At 39.7% G+C, this 15,582-nt stretch carries 14 protein-coding genes and 4 pseudogenes; 16 read left to right on the forward strand and 2 right to left on the reverse strand.

Annotation, left to right across the window (positions count from 1 at the left end; translation table 11 throughout):
* Positions 1-75 precede the first annotated feature (75 nt).
* Both BrL25_RS22195 and BrL25_RS22200 read left to right on the forward strand, forming a co-directional pair.
* Positions 76-573 carry a sigma-70 family RNA polymerase sigma factor gene (locus BrL25_RS22195; protein ID WP_026315387.1) on the forward strand — a complete coding sequence of 166 codons (498 nt, stop codon included), beginning with the start codon at positions 76-78 and terminating at the stop codon, positions 571-573.
* The gene (locus tag BrL25_RS22200; RefSeq protein WP_099327288.1) at positions 557-1,258 is read left to right on the forward strand and encodes a DUF4367 domain-containing protein; all 702 of its coding nucleotides are present in this window, start codon (positions 557-559) and stop codon (positions 1,256-1,258) included. The genes BrL25_RS22195 and BrL25_RS22200 overlap by 17 nt, the downstream gene beginning before the upstream one ends.
* Before the next feature lie 100 nt (positions 1,259-1,358).
* Here BrL25_RS22200 and BrL25_RS22205 read toward each other — a convergent pair.
* Positions 1,359-2,059: pseudogene (locus BrL25_RS22205) on the reverse strand (Tn3 family transposase); the annotation flags it as partial.
* 240 nt (positions 2,060-2,299) lie between these two features.
* Here BrL25_RS22205 and BrL25_RS25945 point away from each other — a divergent pair.
* Positions 2,300-2,467, forward strand: a complete 168-nt coding sequence (locus tag BrL25_RS25945) for a hypothetical protein (protein ID WP_236847730.1) — start codon at positions 2,300-2,302, stop codon at positions 2,465-2,467.
* Between the two features lie 11 nt (positions 2,468-2,478).
* Here the strand turns inward: BrL25_RS25945 and BrL25_RS22215 are convergent, their stop codons facing one another.
* Entirely contained in the window at positions 2,479-2,844 is a 366-nt protein-coding gene (locus BrL25_RS22215; RefSeq protein ID WP_018674246.1) for a winged helix-turn-helix transcriptional regulator, read from the reverse strand.
* A gap of 146 nt (positions 2,845-2,990) precedes the next feature.
* On the opposite strand from BrL25_RS22215, the gene BrL25_RS22220 reads away from it, so the two are divergent.
* The 13 genes and pseudogenes from BrL25_RS22220 to BrL25_RS22260 all read left to right on the forward strand — a co-directional run bounded on the left by BrL25_RS22220 (position 2,991) and on the right by BrL25_RS22260 (position 15,582).
* A complete protein-coding gene (locus BrL25_RS22220; protein WP_018674245.1) occupies positions 2,991-3,866 on the forward strand; it encodes an SDR family oxidoreductase in 876 nt (291 codons plus the stop codon).
* A gap of 109 nt (positions 3,867-3,975) precedes the next feature.
* A pseudogene (locus tag BrL25_RS22225) lies at positions 3,976-4,807 on the forward strand (IS3 family transposase).
* A gap of 268 nt (positions 4,808-5,075) precedes the next feature.
* Positions 5,076-7,118, forward strand: a complete 2,043-nt coding sequence (locus BrL25_RS22230; RefSeq protein WP_018674243.1) for a fibronectin type III domain-containing protein — start codon at positions 5,076-5,078, stop codon at positions 7,116-7,118.
* Positions 7,119-7,140: 22 nt separating this feature from the next.
* Positions 7,141-7,653 carry a hypothetical protein gene (locus BrL25_RS25950; protein ID WP_026315374.1) on the forward strand — a complete coding sequence of 171 codons (513 nt, stop codon included), beginning with the start codon at positions 7,141-7,143 and terminating at the stop codon, positions 7,651-7,653.
* A gap of 5 nt (positions 7,654-7,658) precedes the next feature.
* Positions 7,659-9,452 (forward strand): hypothetical protein, encoded by a 1,794-nt coding sequence (locus tag BrL25_RS25955; RefSeq protein ID WP_026315373.1) that lies wholly within the window; start codon positions 7,659-7,661, stop codon positions 9,450-9,452.
* Positions 9,453-9,821: 369 nt separating this feature from the next.
* Positions 9,822-11,078: an RHS repeat domain-containing protein gene (locus tag BrL25_RS25960; RefSeq protein WP_026315372.1), complete on the forward strand. Its 1,257-nt coding sequence runs from the start codon at positions 9,822-9,824 to the stop codon at positions 11,076-11,078.
* Positions 10,996-12,441, forward strand: coding sequence for an RHS repeat domain-containing protein (locus tag BrL25_RS25965; RefSeq protein ID WP_026315371.1), 1,446 nt, complete (start codon positions 10,996-10,998; stop codon positions 12,439-12,441). Before BrL25_RS25960 ends, BrL25_RS25965 begins: the two co-directional genes overlap by 83 nt.
* A gap of 18 nt (positions 12,442-12,459) precedes the next feature.
* Positions 12,460-12,780, forward strand: coding sequence for a hypothetical protein (locus BrL25_RS22240; RefSeq protein WP_018674242.1), 321 nt, complete (start codon positions 12,460-12,462; stop codon positions 12,778-12,780).
* A gap of 67 nt (positions 12,781-12,847) precedes the next feature.
* A pseudogene (locus tag BrL25_RS26600) lies at positions 12,848-13,252 on the forward strand (RHS repeat-associated core domain-containing protein); the annotation flags it as partial.
* Positions 13,253-13,501: 249 nt separating this feature from the next.
* Positions 13,502-13,882 (forward strand): annotated as a pseudogene (locus BrL25_RS26670) (DUF3990 domain-containing protein); the annotation flags it as partial.
* Between the two features lie 16 nt (positions 13,883-13,898).
* Complete coding sequence (locus tag BrL25_RS22250) at positions 13,899-14,174, forward strand: hypothetical protein (RefSeq protein ID WP_018674241.1); 276 nt, start codon at positions 13,899-13,901, stop codon at positions 14,172-14,174.
* 107 nt (positions 14,175-14,281) lie between these two features.
* A complete protein-coding gene (locus BrL25_RS26320; RefSeq protein ID WP_335637760.1) occupies positions 14,282-15,277 on the forward strand; it encodes an RHS repeat domain-containing protein in 996 nt (331 codons plus the stop codon).
* The gene (locus tag BrL25_RS22260; protein ID WP_018674240.1) at positions 15,274-15,582 is read left to right on the forward strand and encodes a hypothetical protein; all 309 of its coding nucleotides are present in this window, start codon (positions 15,274-15,276) and stop codon (positions 15,580-15,582) included. The genes BrL25_RS26320 and BrL25_RS22260 overlap by 4 nt, the downstream gene beginning before the upstream one ends.

Consider the following 15,582-nt stretch of genomic DNA (forward strand, 5'->3'; position numbering starts at 1 on the left):
CTTAGGGTGTTTCTCTTTGCTCTTTTCTTAGATTCCATAGATTTTATTCTTGTAGGCGAAAGGAGTGTAAGCAAGGTGCCCGATGTTTCATTGTGTACGGATGAGACAGTCGCACACGCATTGAAATTCTACGGCAATACGATAGTAAGATTGTCTTATTCGTATTTACATAATCTTTCTGATGCAGAGGATGTTCTGCAGGATACTTTGCTCAGTTTGATGAGGAATAAGCCTGCTTTTTCCAGTCCTGAACATGAAAAAGCTTGGCTGATGCGCGTCGCTATCAACCTATGTAAAAATAAACTAAAATCTTCATGGTTTAAAACCATTGCAATTCCCGAAAATCTTCAAATAGAAAGTATTACGGATAAAGAATCAGAGGTGTTGGAAGCAGTTCATACCCTGCCGGTAAAGTACCGCGAAGTGGTCCACCTCTATTATTACGAGGGTTATTCCACATTTGAAATATCTTCTCTTCTCCAAAAGAAAGAGTCTACGGTACGTTCCCTTCTGTATAGGGCAAGAGATATGCTCAAAAAAACCCTGAAAGGAGCATATGATTTTGAAGAATAAATATCGTTCCGCAATGGAAAAAATCGAAGTTACTCCTCAAATGGAGGAAAGAATTCTAAGTAGTGTGTCAAGGAAAAGAGAAGCGAGTACCGAGATAAAAAAACAACAATACCTCAAATGGATCAGGCCAGCGAGCACTATTGCTGCCTGTTGTGCCGTTGTACTAGGTGCTATGGCCATTTATCCAACATTGATAAATAACAACGGGGTCAATAAACAGATTCAAACATCTCCACATGCAGACAATGAGGAAGGAATGAGCGCCCAACCGGGAACGGATCGGGTTTTAGTTACTAGCCCGATTAAGAATATGAAAGGGGTTGACGAGGTTAAAAAAGCTGTTCCCTTTGAACTGCTTGTACCGGGAAAACTCCCAACCGGGTATAAATTGGATAACTCTTCAGTTATTTCAGGAAAACTAGCAAAAATTATTTATTCTGACGGAAGTAAAAAAATCACATATAGAGTGGCAAAGGGAGCAGAGGATATCAGTGGTGACTATACATCCTATGAAGAAACCGATGTTGTAAAAATTGGCGATATTGAGGTAACACTCAAGGGAAGTAACTCGCTTATCAACCTCGCCACTTGGATAAAGGATGGTTGTTCCTATTCCTTGTCTTTTTCAAGAGGAATAGAAAAAAATGCTGTGATTTTGATTATAGAAAGTATGGAAAAAGCATGACCGATACAGGGGTCTATGCAAAAAGAAATCGTACTGCTAGGACGTTTGCATATGCAAAAAGCCGATTTTTTCCTACGCTAAGGTGTAACCGGCTTTATTGCTATCCCTGGTTCAACGGCCGCAATGATTCTAATGTGATAACTTCTTTCGGATCAAAGCGATACTCGCCAAGGAAGTTGACATGTTCCCATCCCAGTGGAGACATATGCTTTAATAAATCCTCTCGTAATATCCCTTTACTTCGAAGCAGGTCCGTAGCCTTGCCTAGATAAACTGTATTCCAAACGCTAATTGCATTTATCAGGATGTTTAAAGCACTTGCGCGTTACAGTTGATCTTGCAAAGCACGCTCTCTCAACTCTCCATGCTTCCCGAAGAAAATGGCTCGTGCCAGGGCGTTCATTGCTTCTCCTTTGTTTAATCCGCGTTGGATACGGCGTCGCATCGATTCGCTTGAGATATAGTCTAGGATAAAGATTGTCTTTTCAATTCGTCCCATCTCTCGAAGGGCTTTGGCAACCTTGTTCAGGCGAGCATAGGAGCCAAGCTTACCAATATAAGTGCACCAGACACCTTTCCCTCTCGAATTGAATGGGCCAATCGTAAAACATCTTCGTAATTTTCACGTATCACTTTCATATCAATTTGGCCCCGGAGAAGATTCTCAAGTTTCGGGAAATCACTAGGTTTTCTGATCGTATAAAGTTTCGCGTCAGACAAATCTCGAAGACGCGGGGCAAACCGAAAACCAAGTAAATGACTCAAGCCAAAGAGCTGATTCGTATAACCGGCTTTAATTGTACTAGTATTAGAAGTATTTAATAACGTATCTTACGGTACCAACTACTTCTTTTATATTTCCTTAAAGAATCATTATGTGTACTGTGAAATTTATGGATATATAGTATCCTACGAAATCAGGGGGTGGTAATGATGAAACTACAAGAAGTTCTCATTCATGAAAAGAAAAGATATCTTTTAATTGACAAGTGAGGGTATCCTGTCATTCCTGTTGCAAAATATATAAAGTATTTAGATAACATTGGAAAGGCTGAAAACACACTAAAATCATACTGTTACCATCTAAAGCGCTACTTTCAATTTCTAGAGGAGTGTGGATTAAGATATCACGAAGTAAATCTTGATATTTTGGCTCATTTCATCGGTTGGCTGAGAATTCCTGCCTATACTATAGCCCTTTTTTATTAACTTGGTGTGGACTAATTTTGTTCCTTTTGTTTTTTCTCCATATATTTTTTACCCCACTCTCCCATAATGTCCAATACTGGTATAAAGCTTTTCCCTTGTATTGTTAGCGAGTATTCTACTTTAGGAGGAACTTCTTTATACACTTCTCTGTGAACCATTCCGTCCTCTTCCAATTCTCTCAGTTGTCTTGTCAATATTCCTTTTGAAATGCCCGGTAACAACCTCTGAAGTTCGTTAAATCTTCTTGTTCGCCGACTTAGATACCATAAAATAATAATTTTCCATCTTCCAGCAATTACATTTTGCGTAAGTGTCAAAGAGCATACTTCTTCTTGTTCTTCCGGAGGTGGTTCTCCTTGAAAATTAAATCGAGCCATTGATTGTATTTTCCCTCTCTCTCATAATGGTACTATTTTTGTGACTATGTCATAAAAAAATGCCTACTTTTGTTATTGTGACTGTGGATATAGTATATACCTAAGCTTCATAATTCAATATGAAAATTTAATTGGAGGGAAAGAAAATGAAAATATTAGTTACAGGTGCAACAGGGAAATTAGGATCAAAAGTTGTAGAAACGTTATTAAAAACTGTACCAGCGAGTCAATTAGTTGTTAGTGTTCGAAATCAAGAGAAAGCAGAAGGATTACGAGCTCGCGGAGTAGAAGTTCGACAAGGAGATTTTGATCAACCAGAAACATTAGATTCTGCTTTTTCAGGAATTGATCGACTTTTCATTATATCTACGGTTGGGGATGATGAAACAATCATTAGAGAGCATGCTAATGCTGTAGCTGCTGCTCAACGTGCTCAAGTTAAATTTATTGCTTATACTAGTGTAACAAATGCAAGTGAAAGTAACTTATTCCTTGCTCCAGCTCATCGAGCTAGAGAAGAAGCTATTTTGAGAACAGACATCCCATACTCGTTTTTACGAAACAATTGGTATTTGGAAAATGAAATTGGAAGCATACAAGGTGCGATTGCAGGAGTACCTTGGGTTACATCTGCTGGAACTGGAAAAGTAGGTTGGGCACTTCAACAAGATTATGCGGAGGCAGCAGCAAATGTATTAACTGGGAAAGGACACGAGAATACAGTTTACGAGCTTTCCGGTAAGCTAATGACTCAAGAGGAATTAGCATCTGCTCTTGGAACTGTATTAGGTAAAGAAGTCCCTGTACAACAAGTCGATGATGCTACTTATGCCGATATGATGAAAGGTGCAGGGGTACCAGAAGCCTACCTTCCTATGCTCGTAAACATGCAAAAAGGCATTCGAGATGGTGAATTAGAGATAGAGAGCAACGATTTAGAAAAATTACTTGGTCGCTCTGCTACACCAATAAACGAGTCTTTGAGCCAAATTGTTAGTCAAAGCTCTCAAACAGGAAATTAAGTTTAATCAAAAAACGACCTTCTCTGATATCATCCCCTTTGAGTAGACAGTGTAAAAAGCCCGCCCACCTGACGGTGGTTGGTACACTCTACTTGGAGGGGATTTTCCTATGGCTAAAAAAGGTCAAAAATTCAAACGTTATTCCGAGGAGTTTAAGCTGAAGGCTGTAAATTTGTATCAAGAAAGAGGGATGTCCTATAAAGCGATAACTAAAGCATTAGGAATACCAAGTTCAACTCAGATTAAGCAGTGGGTTCGAAAGTTCAATAGCGGAGAAGGGGTTATGGATAAACGAGGGAAGAGCCGTTCTTGTGACCACCCTTTTATTGGTCGTCCACGCACCAAATTTGCTACTGTGGAAGAAGAAAGAGATTATCTTAAAGCGCAGGTAGAATACCTAAAAAAGCGCAATCCGAATCTGCATCTGGGGGGAAGGTATGGAAAGTAAATCGGTTTTTAATCATAAATGAGCTGCGTAAAAAATATCCCCTTACTTGGTTAGTGGAAATGGCGAGAGTGTCTCGATCCGGTTACTACAAATGGCTCAACGCAAAAGGAAAACTATCATTCAGACAAGAGCAGAATCAAAATCTGAAGGAACATCTAATAGCGATCCACCAAGCTCATCCATACTTCGGATATCCAAGAATGCAAATTGCATTAAGAAAGAAAGGATGGAATGTGAATCACAAACGAGTATACCGGTTGATGAAGGAGCTAAAAGGCAACCACTCTCGCAAAGGAAACTGCCTCGATAACGCCTGCATTGAATCTTTTTTTCGCATCTCAAAACTGAGACATTGTACTTTTCTGAGTGTAAAACAGAAGAAGAACTCTTTCAAGCCATAAAAAAATACATATGGTTTTATAACCATGAACGATTCCAGAAAAAATTAAACCAGTGTGCTCCGGTGGAATACCGAAACACACTGGCTGCTTAGGCTTTTTTAATACTGTCTACTTGACAGGGGTAAGACCAACTAGCGTTCTTTTTTTGTCGAAAAATTTATGACTGTTGCGAATAAAATTATTAAACGGAAATCGTAGAACAACATGGTAAAATATCGCTTTATAGGGAGGTAGAGGGGAATGTCATTAGTTTTTTTATAATGGAATAAATTAACTACATGAATACCCTTGTTACTATCCAGCTTTCATTATAAGATAGCTATGTTTTGCCAATTTGGAAATGGGAGGTAAATTTCTCGTATGTACAACAATTTTAGAAAGTGGACAGCAGGGTTATTGATAATCACGCTGTGTATCAGTATCTTGCCAGGAGGTGAAGTAATTGCCTTAGAGCAAACAGATCAAGCAATACCGTTAGGACCAACGACAAGCCAGACGTTGGAACAAAGGAAAACAGAGGAAATTTTACAGCCTGCGAAGGAAAAGACGCTTAGCTCTGATCCTTCTTCTCTAGCTACACCAGAAACGACAGCACTTTCAGAAAACACGGATTCAACAGTTGAACAAAAACCGGAGAAAGAATCTGGGGTAGAACCGGATCAAGAAAACCAGCAAAAACAACAGACCCAAGAGCCTCAAACAAACTCCGATCTCATTTCTATACCGGAAATTGAATCTTCCGTTTCCTCTCAGCTTACTCAAGAAAATGAGGTAACGCTTGAAAAAGAGACCGTGGAAAAAATTCTGCAAGAACAAGAGACAAAACAAGCTGTTACCATTTCTCTTACGTCTGAACGAACATTACCACAAGAAGAGCTTGATCCAAGTAAACTTATCGAAATAGAGAAATCGATGTATGAAGCTGCTGCGCCAGAGATTACTTATAACGACAACCAATATAGGGGTCAGCTGGTTAAAGGAAAATACTTCGCTACTGTACTAGATAAAGACGATCAAAAAACAGTGATTCTCAGCATTGAATACAGTGGGAACATTGAACGTTCCCCGCTTACCCTTGAGCATTTTGAACTAGGGGACGAGCAGCCTACAAATCAACCTAAGGTCTCGCTTCGCAAGAAAAGATCGATTTTAGAAGAGGAAGAGCCGCCAACAAGACCCGGTCTTTTGAAAGCATTTGAAACGGATGATAAAAAAATGGTCATCAACTGGACTGGTTCGAAAAGCAATGTTGCTTTAGCAGGTTATGAAATCTATCGAAATGGAAAGCGCATTGCTATTACAAAAACGACTACGTTTACGGATAGTGATCAAGACCCCTTGGTTTATAGCTATGTGGTACGAGCGATTGATATAGCAGGTAGACGTTCCGAGCCAAGTAATGTCGCGGTTCCCATTCCCTATAAAAAATCGGTCCAAATCTATAAGAAAGAACAGTTTTATGATGATACATCCTGTGCAATTAGAGAGGAATCTGCTTTCAGAGAGGCACCTAGCCGAATTACCTATCAGGATAAGGATAACTACAGTGGGTATATAAAGAAGGACAGTTATATTCTCATCGGTTGTGGCGGAAAAAATGAGGATAAGTACGCTGATATCGATGTGATTTACAAGGGAGAGGTTTATCGAAGCTTACATGAACTTACCACGAAGCCGGTTAATCTCGTAGCATCATCTGTTAGCTCGAATGAAGTTACCTTAACATGGGACCCTGTCGTAAAACCAAACGATTCTATTCTATCATATACAGTGATCCGAAATGGTGAGAATCCCAAAAATGTAAGCGAGAATAAGTATATAGATAAGAATGTACAGCCTGGTATGCAATATCATTATCAGGTCGTCGTTATTTTTGAATCCTTAACCGTATCGTTACTCAGCGATGAATTGAAGGTCCAGATACCAGGTACCGTGACGAATCCGCAGCTAATCCTATCTACTAATGTACTTCAGGAGTCAAGTCAAAACGATGGTAGCATTGCTACACCTTTAATCGTGTATCTCAAGCAGGGAGTTTTTGAAAAAGATCTCTCTAGCGGAATCACGATTGAAAATTTACCACAAGGATTAACGATATCGACAAAACGTGATTCAGACAATCAGATAACCATCCAATTGAATGGGAGAGCCAAGGTCCATGATAAGCCAGTGGACAACCTCATTCTGAAAATAGATAAGAATTGTATTGTTGGTGCAACTGCTGAAACAAAGAGCGGTGCCTTCACGATTGCTTTCCGTGAGAACAATATCGCAGCCTTGTATGAGTACGAATACAATGAGCAGAATCAATTAATCGCTATCAAAAAAGATGGAACGGTTATCATTCGCTATCTATACGATGAAAATGGAAATCTACTAACGAAAAAAATAGTACAGGAATAAAGTAAGGGTTTGGGAGGAATTTATGTATAGAAAATGGGTTTCCCCTTTCTTATGTGTAGCCATTCTTTGGACTGGGTTATTCACGAACGTAAATGTTGTGGGAGCAACAGATGCGCCAGTGAAAAACGAGGAAATAAGCAGAGACACAAATGAAAAGGATACAAAAGATTGGATCATAGAGGAACAGAAAAAGGTAGAAAAACAGAAAAAAGAACCAACATCTACTAAAGTCGATGTAACAAAAGAACAAATAGCCCAAATGAAGTGGGAACAGCTTCCGCTTGCGTCTGTTCAACAGCTTTTTGATCAGGGGGATCGCACACTTTTACAAATCGTTGCCTATTATTATACCGATGTGCATCAGCTTTTGACAGAAGAAGAGATGAATCAGCTGTATGCGTGGAATGATGAACAGGTCATGGGCCAAATTTCCAACATATCAGCGGAAAAAGTAAAACTGTTAGAGCAAAATGCCCCTAGTGTCATTCACGCCTGCAGGAGTGGAGAGACAAGGATAAACCAAAAGCTAGAGTAAAGCGTATGGCATTAGCTTCTGCCTCAAGCCCAAGCATGCACTTTACAGAAACGGAACAGCCTATTCGTTACTTTACCAATCAGGTGGAAAATCCAGTAGATGATATCTATCTAACTTCGAACATGCTAGAAACAGATGTAACACTTGAAGGAAAGCATGGAATGGATCTGGTAATCCAGCGACGATATAACTCGCTGTCTAGTAAGATAACGGCTCCGGGGTTCGAATATAGTGAAACAGCGAAAGAGAATCGAACCTACATTGTAAGAGAAGCCGGTACTTTACCGCATACGGTAGGAACGGGCTGGAGCTTTAATCTTCCAACCTTTGAAGAGGTAACAAAGGAATTAGGGATTGCCGTACATGATTATAGTAACCAACAGTTTTATGAAGCGAAAAATACGAAACACCCTGTTTCCCAGTTTATTATGTCAGGGGATGATTGGAGTACGATTGATAGCAGTAAAAAACTTCCCTACCGTAATATAAAATTACCTTCTATTATGACGAACAGAGATTTAGGTTTTGCAAAAGATGGCTATTCATACTCCATTGAATATATGGAAAAAGAGAGTACGTATCTTGTTGAAAAGCAAAATATTTATGGAGATAAAATTACGTACAAGATTCCAGATTACAAAAATACGATTGAGATTATTGATACAGTCGGGAGAAGAGTGGAGATTGGTTATGGGAAGGAAAGAATGATTGATTCCCTTAAGGTGTATAACCAAAAAAATAACCTGATCAAAGAGCTTAGATATCATTATAGAGACCCGAACAATACACAGCAGCTAGAGAGCGTAGAAGAAGTAAAAGACGGGAAATCAACTACGATTGCTAGATATAACTATAAAACAGCGACTGCGGAATACAATTACATCAAATCATACGAATTGCCAAAAGAAAATAACGCGGCCGTGAAGCCAGATCAGCTTGAATCGGAAGCATATCTAGCAAAAGACAAGCAAAAACGGGAATTTATTGAATACCTATTACTTCAAAAGGTAGAGTATCCTACACAGGGAGTAACAGTGGATTATACCTACAGCACCTATAATCCCGAGCCTGTCAATCCTTTTGAACGTGGAGTCATTAGGCTTTATCAGGATAATCAAGCCATATTCTACTATACGTACCATCCGGTTACCTCTGTTCGATTTAGCTATGATCAAGCGTCCTCCTTGTTCGGGGATACCGAAAGAAAAAGCTTTATTTATTATTACAAATTCACCAATCAAGGAAAGCCGACAAAAGAGATTTGGAAGACTCCTAAGTCTGGTATTACACGTTTGAGTAACCATCCGCTACGCCAGGGAGACGTTGTGACAATCGAAGAAACCAATAGCTTTTCCTCGCAATCGACGGAAAGAACCTATCGGATTAATGAGAACGAACAATTTAATTTGGTTCTTGAGAAGAAGACAAGTCCTAAAGAGCAATCCGAACAGATGGAAGCAAAGGGGCAAAACTATCGATATAACCCGGTGAGTTATACCAGCTACGCCTATGAAGGGATTAAAACGAAGCCATCGTATGTCTATCATTTCGTAGATAACCTACCAGATGGAGAAGCTAAGAAGTATTTATTTGAACCTCAGATCGATAAACGCGATAAGATAGAAAATCTTTCTTCCTTAGCAAATGAGACGATCTATGAGTATGACCAAAATGGGGATATCACAGAGCAAAAGGACCCGAATGGTTTGACCACCAACTTTACTTATAAAGAAGTAGGGACATTGCGACTGCCTGTTCTTATCGAACAAGTTGCTGGAGATGGACATGCCAAGAAATAAGAATATGTTTATAATCGGGATCATCTACTGGAATCGGAGACCATTACAGCCAAATATCCAGGTCAGGAATATGAAGATAAGCTTCTTCGTACGTACAAGTATGGGGACAAAAAGCTGCCTATTTCTCTCATAGAAGTTCAATTTGGGGCAAGTGATGAATTCTCACATTTCTCGAAGACCTTTACCTATGACAAGAATGATCTACATGTCTCGACGGAACAAATTACGGTATATAACGGAGAAAACTCGTTAGAAACGTATTCCTTTACCTATAGGTATGACGATTTAGATTTCGTAGTAACAAAACAATTTCCTGATGAGAGCATAGTAGGGTATTTCTACGACGAGCTTGGCCGGATTCAAAAAGAAATGTTTATTTCCGCAGAGGGCGATAATCGGGAAACAACATATTCGTATACAAACAGTGAGCGCAAAGTGATTAAAACGCTACCTAATAAAACGGGCCTGATCACAGCGTATACACCTGCTGGAGAAGTCGTATTTTCTGTAGAGGTGGATAGGCAAGGAAATCGACGCACTCTCGTGGAAAACACCTATGCAGAGGATGGAAAACAATTAGTAGCGACGTATCCGTATGGGAAAAAAGAAAGAGGAACCACATACAGCTATCACAGTGATGGAACCTTAAAGGCTGTCACAGACGCGCTGAAACGCACGACCACCATGCAATACGCCAATCAGGCTCAGGATAGCAGTTTGATAACTCCGGTAGAAAAAACAATTGCTCCAAATGGATTAGAAACCACACAGCTTTATGATCTCTATGGACGCATGGTCTTCAATATGGTTCATACGGCAGACGGCACGTTATCAACGGAAACTCAGATGCAGTATGATCGATTCGGAAATCCAACGCACAAGCAGATCACAAACGAACAGGGAGAAAAACGTAGCTGGGACTATAAGCATGATCTGCGAGGAGAACCCATCTATGTGAAAGACCCGGAGAAGAACGTATATAAATTCCAATACGATGCAAACGGGAACCTGATGAGTACCTTTGAAAATGACAAGGAGACAGCCCGTTATGTATACAATGGTCTCTCATGGAAACTGCGCGAAATTGACCCCGCTACCGAAAAGGTCAAAGAGAATTACGAATATGATAAGAGTGGGAATCTAGCAAGCTTTACGGATCAAAAGGGAAATATTCGGAAATATACCTATACGCCATTCTATGAGCTAGATACGATGCAGGTCTTATCGGGCAAAAAAGTAGTGGAGACGGAGAAGAATACCTACGATCAAACAACACGCCAGCTCCTCACCCAGCAAAACAACGATACAAAGGTTTCTTATACGTATGACGGTTTTTTACGCCCAACTTCTATGACCACATTTGGACGTACGTACGAACAAAGATACGAGGATGAAGATGATACCCCTGACTCGATTGTGTATCCAGATGGAACTGCAACAGCTTACACCTATGATGGGCTAGGACGCATATTATCCGTCAAACATCCAGGAATGGGCAAGATCACCTATGAGTACGACACGTCCACAACAGGGGATACCGTGCATGCCCAGTATCCAAACGGCACCAATCGAGAAAGGCTTCAACTCATTTGGTCAGACAACAGACGTGCAGCATTTCCAAGCTAACAACAAAGCATGGACAGAGCAAAACCAATTTAATAGCTTTGGAAATCTTGTTGAAACAACGATAAACCAATCTGCTTCCACGTTCGGCTATGATAAACTGGATCGGATTCGTAAGGAAAAAACACCGACAAGAGAACAAACCTACACGTATGATGAACGGGGCAACCGCCAAAGTATTTTGACGGCAAAATCTCCAACGATTGCAGACAGTTCGTACACCTACGATGCTCTCAACCGTCTTCAAACCTATACAAAGAACGGAAAAGAAAGCACCTACACATACTATCCGGGTGAGCTTAGAGCAAGTAAAGAAATAAACGGCAAAACAACTCACTATGTCTATCTAAACGGCAACGTGATGGAGGAGTTGGATGACAAGAATCACCTGCAAGCCCGCAACATCTGGGGGAATGAACTGCTCTACCGCGATGATGTGAAAGGTGAAAAACAAGGCTATTACTATACAAATGCCCACGGTGACATCGTAGAAATAAAGGATAAAGCCGGGCAGACCCTGAATAAGTATGAGTATGATCTCTGGGGAAATGTGGAAAGCAAGCAGGAAACGATGTCCAATCCGTTCTTGTATGCGGGTGAGATATTTGATGAAGAATCCGGCTTGATTTATCTGCGTGCCAGGTATTATGATCCAAATGATGGAAGGTTTATAACAGAGGATACGTATAAGGGGCAAGTGGATAATCCGTTGTCGTTGAATCGGTATACGTATGTGCATAACAATCCTGTGAGTAATGTTGATCCTACTGGGAATTGGTGCGAATCTAAGGATGGAAGGTGGGCACACCCAGGTTCATGTAATAACACGGGCAGTAAATCCAGCTATGATAGTGATCACCATGGAAGTATTATTAAAGAAAACGGTAGAAAAATAGATATATTTGAGTATGAAATGTCTAATGATGGAGTAAGAGTGTTAGAAGGATTTGAAGATCCATTTACTTACATTTCAGGTGTTGGGGGGCTAGTAAAAGGAGCAATCAAAGCTGGAGCCAAAAAGGCTGCCCAAGAAACTACTACTACTTTTATTAAAATGGATTTGCAATTTTTCTCTAAGAATATAGGTCAGGGTTGGATTAAACATGAGGTTTATAATGAAGTTCGAAATAAGTTTGGTAAGGAAGGAGTTCAAAAATTTGTAGATGCAATGAATAAGGGCATAGTCGGAGGTAAAGGTGAAAATGGGATTAAGATGCTTTCTGGTAAGGGAATAGGAGTAGGAAAAAAATGGTATAAATATGAAGTTAAAGTTAAGGGGCAGTACGGTGATTGGCGTATCTACGGTAACTTTGATTCGAAGTCTGGACGTATTATATTTGATAGGTTTGATAAAGGAAAACATTAAAAGGAGCAAGAAAATATAATGAATATTAAAACGTTAAAAGAGTGGTGTCTATCCAATAAAATAGAAGAGCGCTCCATTAAATCCTTTTGGGAAGCATTTGAAAGCTATCGTGTAGACGATCCCGAGGAGTTTCGTATGTTTTTTACTAACTATAACCCTGAGTATCTAGATGTATTCATTGATACTGTTTCATTATCACTTGGAAACTGGCCTGAGTGTAATTACACTCGTGTAGTAACAAACCTTCGGATTTTTTATCAGGAAAAAGGAGTTGGTTCGTACAGACTTGTATTCACTTTATCTGGAGAAATTGATGATGATTACCTGACCTTATACTAGACTATGTTTTTACCCCAAACGAGCAATCATGCTTGTCTGGGGTTTCTTTTTGACGTTGTAGAAAGCACTAGATGAAAAAAATAACCTCCAAGCCTGTAACATCTGGGGGAACGAGCTTCTCTACCGGGATGATGTGAAGGATGAAAAACAAGACTATTACTATACAAATGCCCACGGTGACATCGTAGAAATAAAGGATAAAGCCGGGCAGACCCTGAATAAGTATGAGTATGATCTCTGGGGAAATGTGGAAAGCAAGCAGGAAACGATGTCCAATCCGTTCTTGTATGCGGGTGAGATATTTGATGAAGAATCCGGCTTGATTTATCTGCGTGCCAGGTATTATGATCCAAATGATGGAAGGTTTATAACAGAGGATACGTATAAGGGGCAAGTGGATAATCCGCTTAGTTTGAATCAGTATACGTATGTGCATAACAATCCTGTGAGGAATGTTGATCCTACTGGGAATTGTGTATGGGATGCTTGCATAGGTGAGGCCGCGGCGGTAACGTATATAGCAGGTGCAGTAGTTACACTAGCTACTGTTGCTCTTGGAATAGAGACCGGAAAGGCTTTACATGAATCAAGAACAAGAGCGGATACAAAGCCTTTAGCTGTACCAATCGAGAACACACAAAACAAAAAGAAATTAATACCGTTATATCACGCAACTAGTAACTCTGGAGCACAATCTATATTAACCAATGGTATTGATGTAAAGTATGGACGAGCAAATTTAGACTTTGGACAGGGATTTTACGTCACAAGAGATGCTAAACAAGCAGTTGATTGGGTTAATAGTAGATTTGGTGGAAAAGGCTCAATAATGCTTTTCACAGTTGATCCAGACGAGATGAAACAATTTCGTGGTTTGCGTCTATGGGGTGGTAAACAATGGGAGGAATTTGTAAGAGGCAATCGGGCTGGTAAGTTATTAAACTCTTATGATTATGTTGAAGGACCATATTTAGCAAATCCAAGTGCTTTAGGAACAAATAAAAAATTAATCGCAAAAGGAAACCAAATATCTATTAGCACTCAAAAAATGGCTAATTGGCTGAGAAAAGCATATGCTGGTAGTTTTAGAATTGGAAATTAATGAGGGAGGTCGGAAGATGATTAAATTTGACTTTGTTACTGATAAAGATGCAAACGAATATTGCCAAAAGATCATAAAGAAAATGAGGGAGTGTTTCGGTATCACGGAAGAAGAGGCAATCGGAAGGGTAAACAAAAAATGGAAGGGAATTTCATTTTTTGGTGACGATCATATAATATATCATGAATTGGAAGATTTTTGGGCATATGATATTTATTACGGTTCTGATTCGCGTTGGTGGGCAAGAAAGGACGATCTAGACTTAAAACCAATACCGTTTCCAGAACAATAATCGAATTTGAACCTGAAACCCCAAAACGAGTATTTACTCGTCTGGGGTTTCTTTTTGACGTTGTAGAAAGAGCTAGAGAAAAAAATAACCTCCAAGCCCGTAATATCTTGAGGAGTGAACTACTCTACGATGATGTGGAAAGCCAAAAACAAGGCTATTACTATACAAATGCCCACGGTGACATCGTAGAAATAAAGGATAAGGCTGGGCAGACCCTAAATAAGTATGAGTACGACCTATGGAGAAATGTAGAGAGCAAGCAGGAAAAGATGTCAAATCCGTTCTTGTATGCGGGTGAGCTATATGATGAAGAATCAGGCTTGATTTATCTGCGTGCCAGGTATTATGATCCAAATGATGGAAGGTTTATAACAGAGGATACGTATAAGGGGCAAGTGGATAATCCTTTGTCACTCAACAGGTATACGTATGTCAGTAATAATCCGTTTAGGTATGCTGATCCGAGTGGGCATATTCCAACACCTATGGAAGCTGCTGAAATGGCCGGACACATTTATAGTCAATCGGGGGATTTTTCTGGAGGGTGGAAGTTCAACTATGCCATCAATGGTGGTGATAATATGGTGATGGGAGTATATTCAAGAGTAAAAGCAAATGGAACAACTGAATATGCACTGGTAAATAAAGGTACAACGGCATCAAGCTTGAGTGACTGGAAAAATAATATCGAACAGCATTTTGGTTCATTAGAAGATATGAAGGCGTCAATTGAAAATTCAAAAGAATTTGTGATGAATCATTCGAACAACGAAATAACTATGGCTGGGCACTCGAAAGGAGGGGCAAATGCAGTGGTAGCAAATAAAAACAGTATCATATTCAATCCTGCAACCGTCAATCTGAAGGCATATGGGATAATTTCTTCCAATTATAGTGCCAGTATGACTACATTTATTGTAGAAGGTGATATTCTAAATTCTATAGAAGTGGGGTTCAGTAAACCAATAGACAAAGTGGTGTATTTGCCTCAACAGTACAGAGGACATTGGTCTGAGTTTTGGCAAACAAACGCTATTGACAGGATAAAAAACCATTTAATGGGCGCAGTCCAAAAGGCGCTAAAGGAAGCAGAATATAAGTGAGGAGCAACACTTCTTTACGCACGATGATTATAGTGTTAATAGTCTTTGTTGCGATAATAGCATATTTTACTGTCTGGCCATGGGTTATGATATTTTTGGGAAGTTCTTTATTATCAAATCCTCCACGTCCCGAAATAACATATGGTGAATTTCCATTTCGTTTGAAATATGAAATTAAAGGGAAATGGAGTGTTATTCAAGATACTTTAATATGTGAATATGATGGCATTGGAAGTAACGAAGGACAAGGTAAATATCGGGAATGGAAGGAGCATTTAGCCAGCGGAAAACAACAAATATTGTAG

It is taken from the genome of Brevibacillus laterosporus DSM 25, assembly GCF_002706795.1.
GTDB lineage: Bacteria > Bacillota > Bacilli > Brevibacillales > Brevibacillaceae > Brevibacillus_B > Brevibacillus_B laterosporus.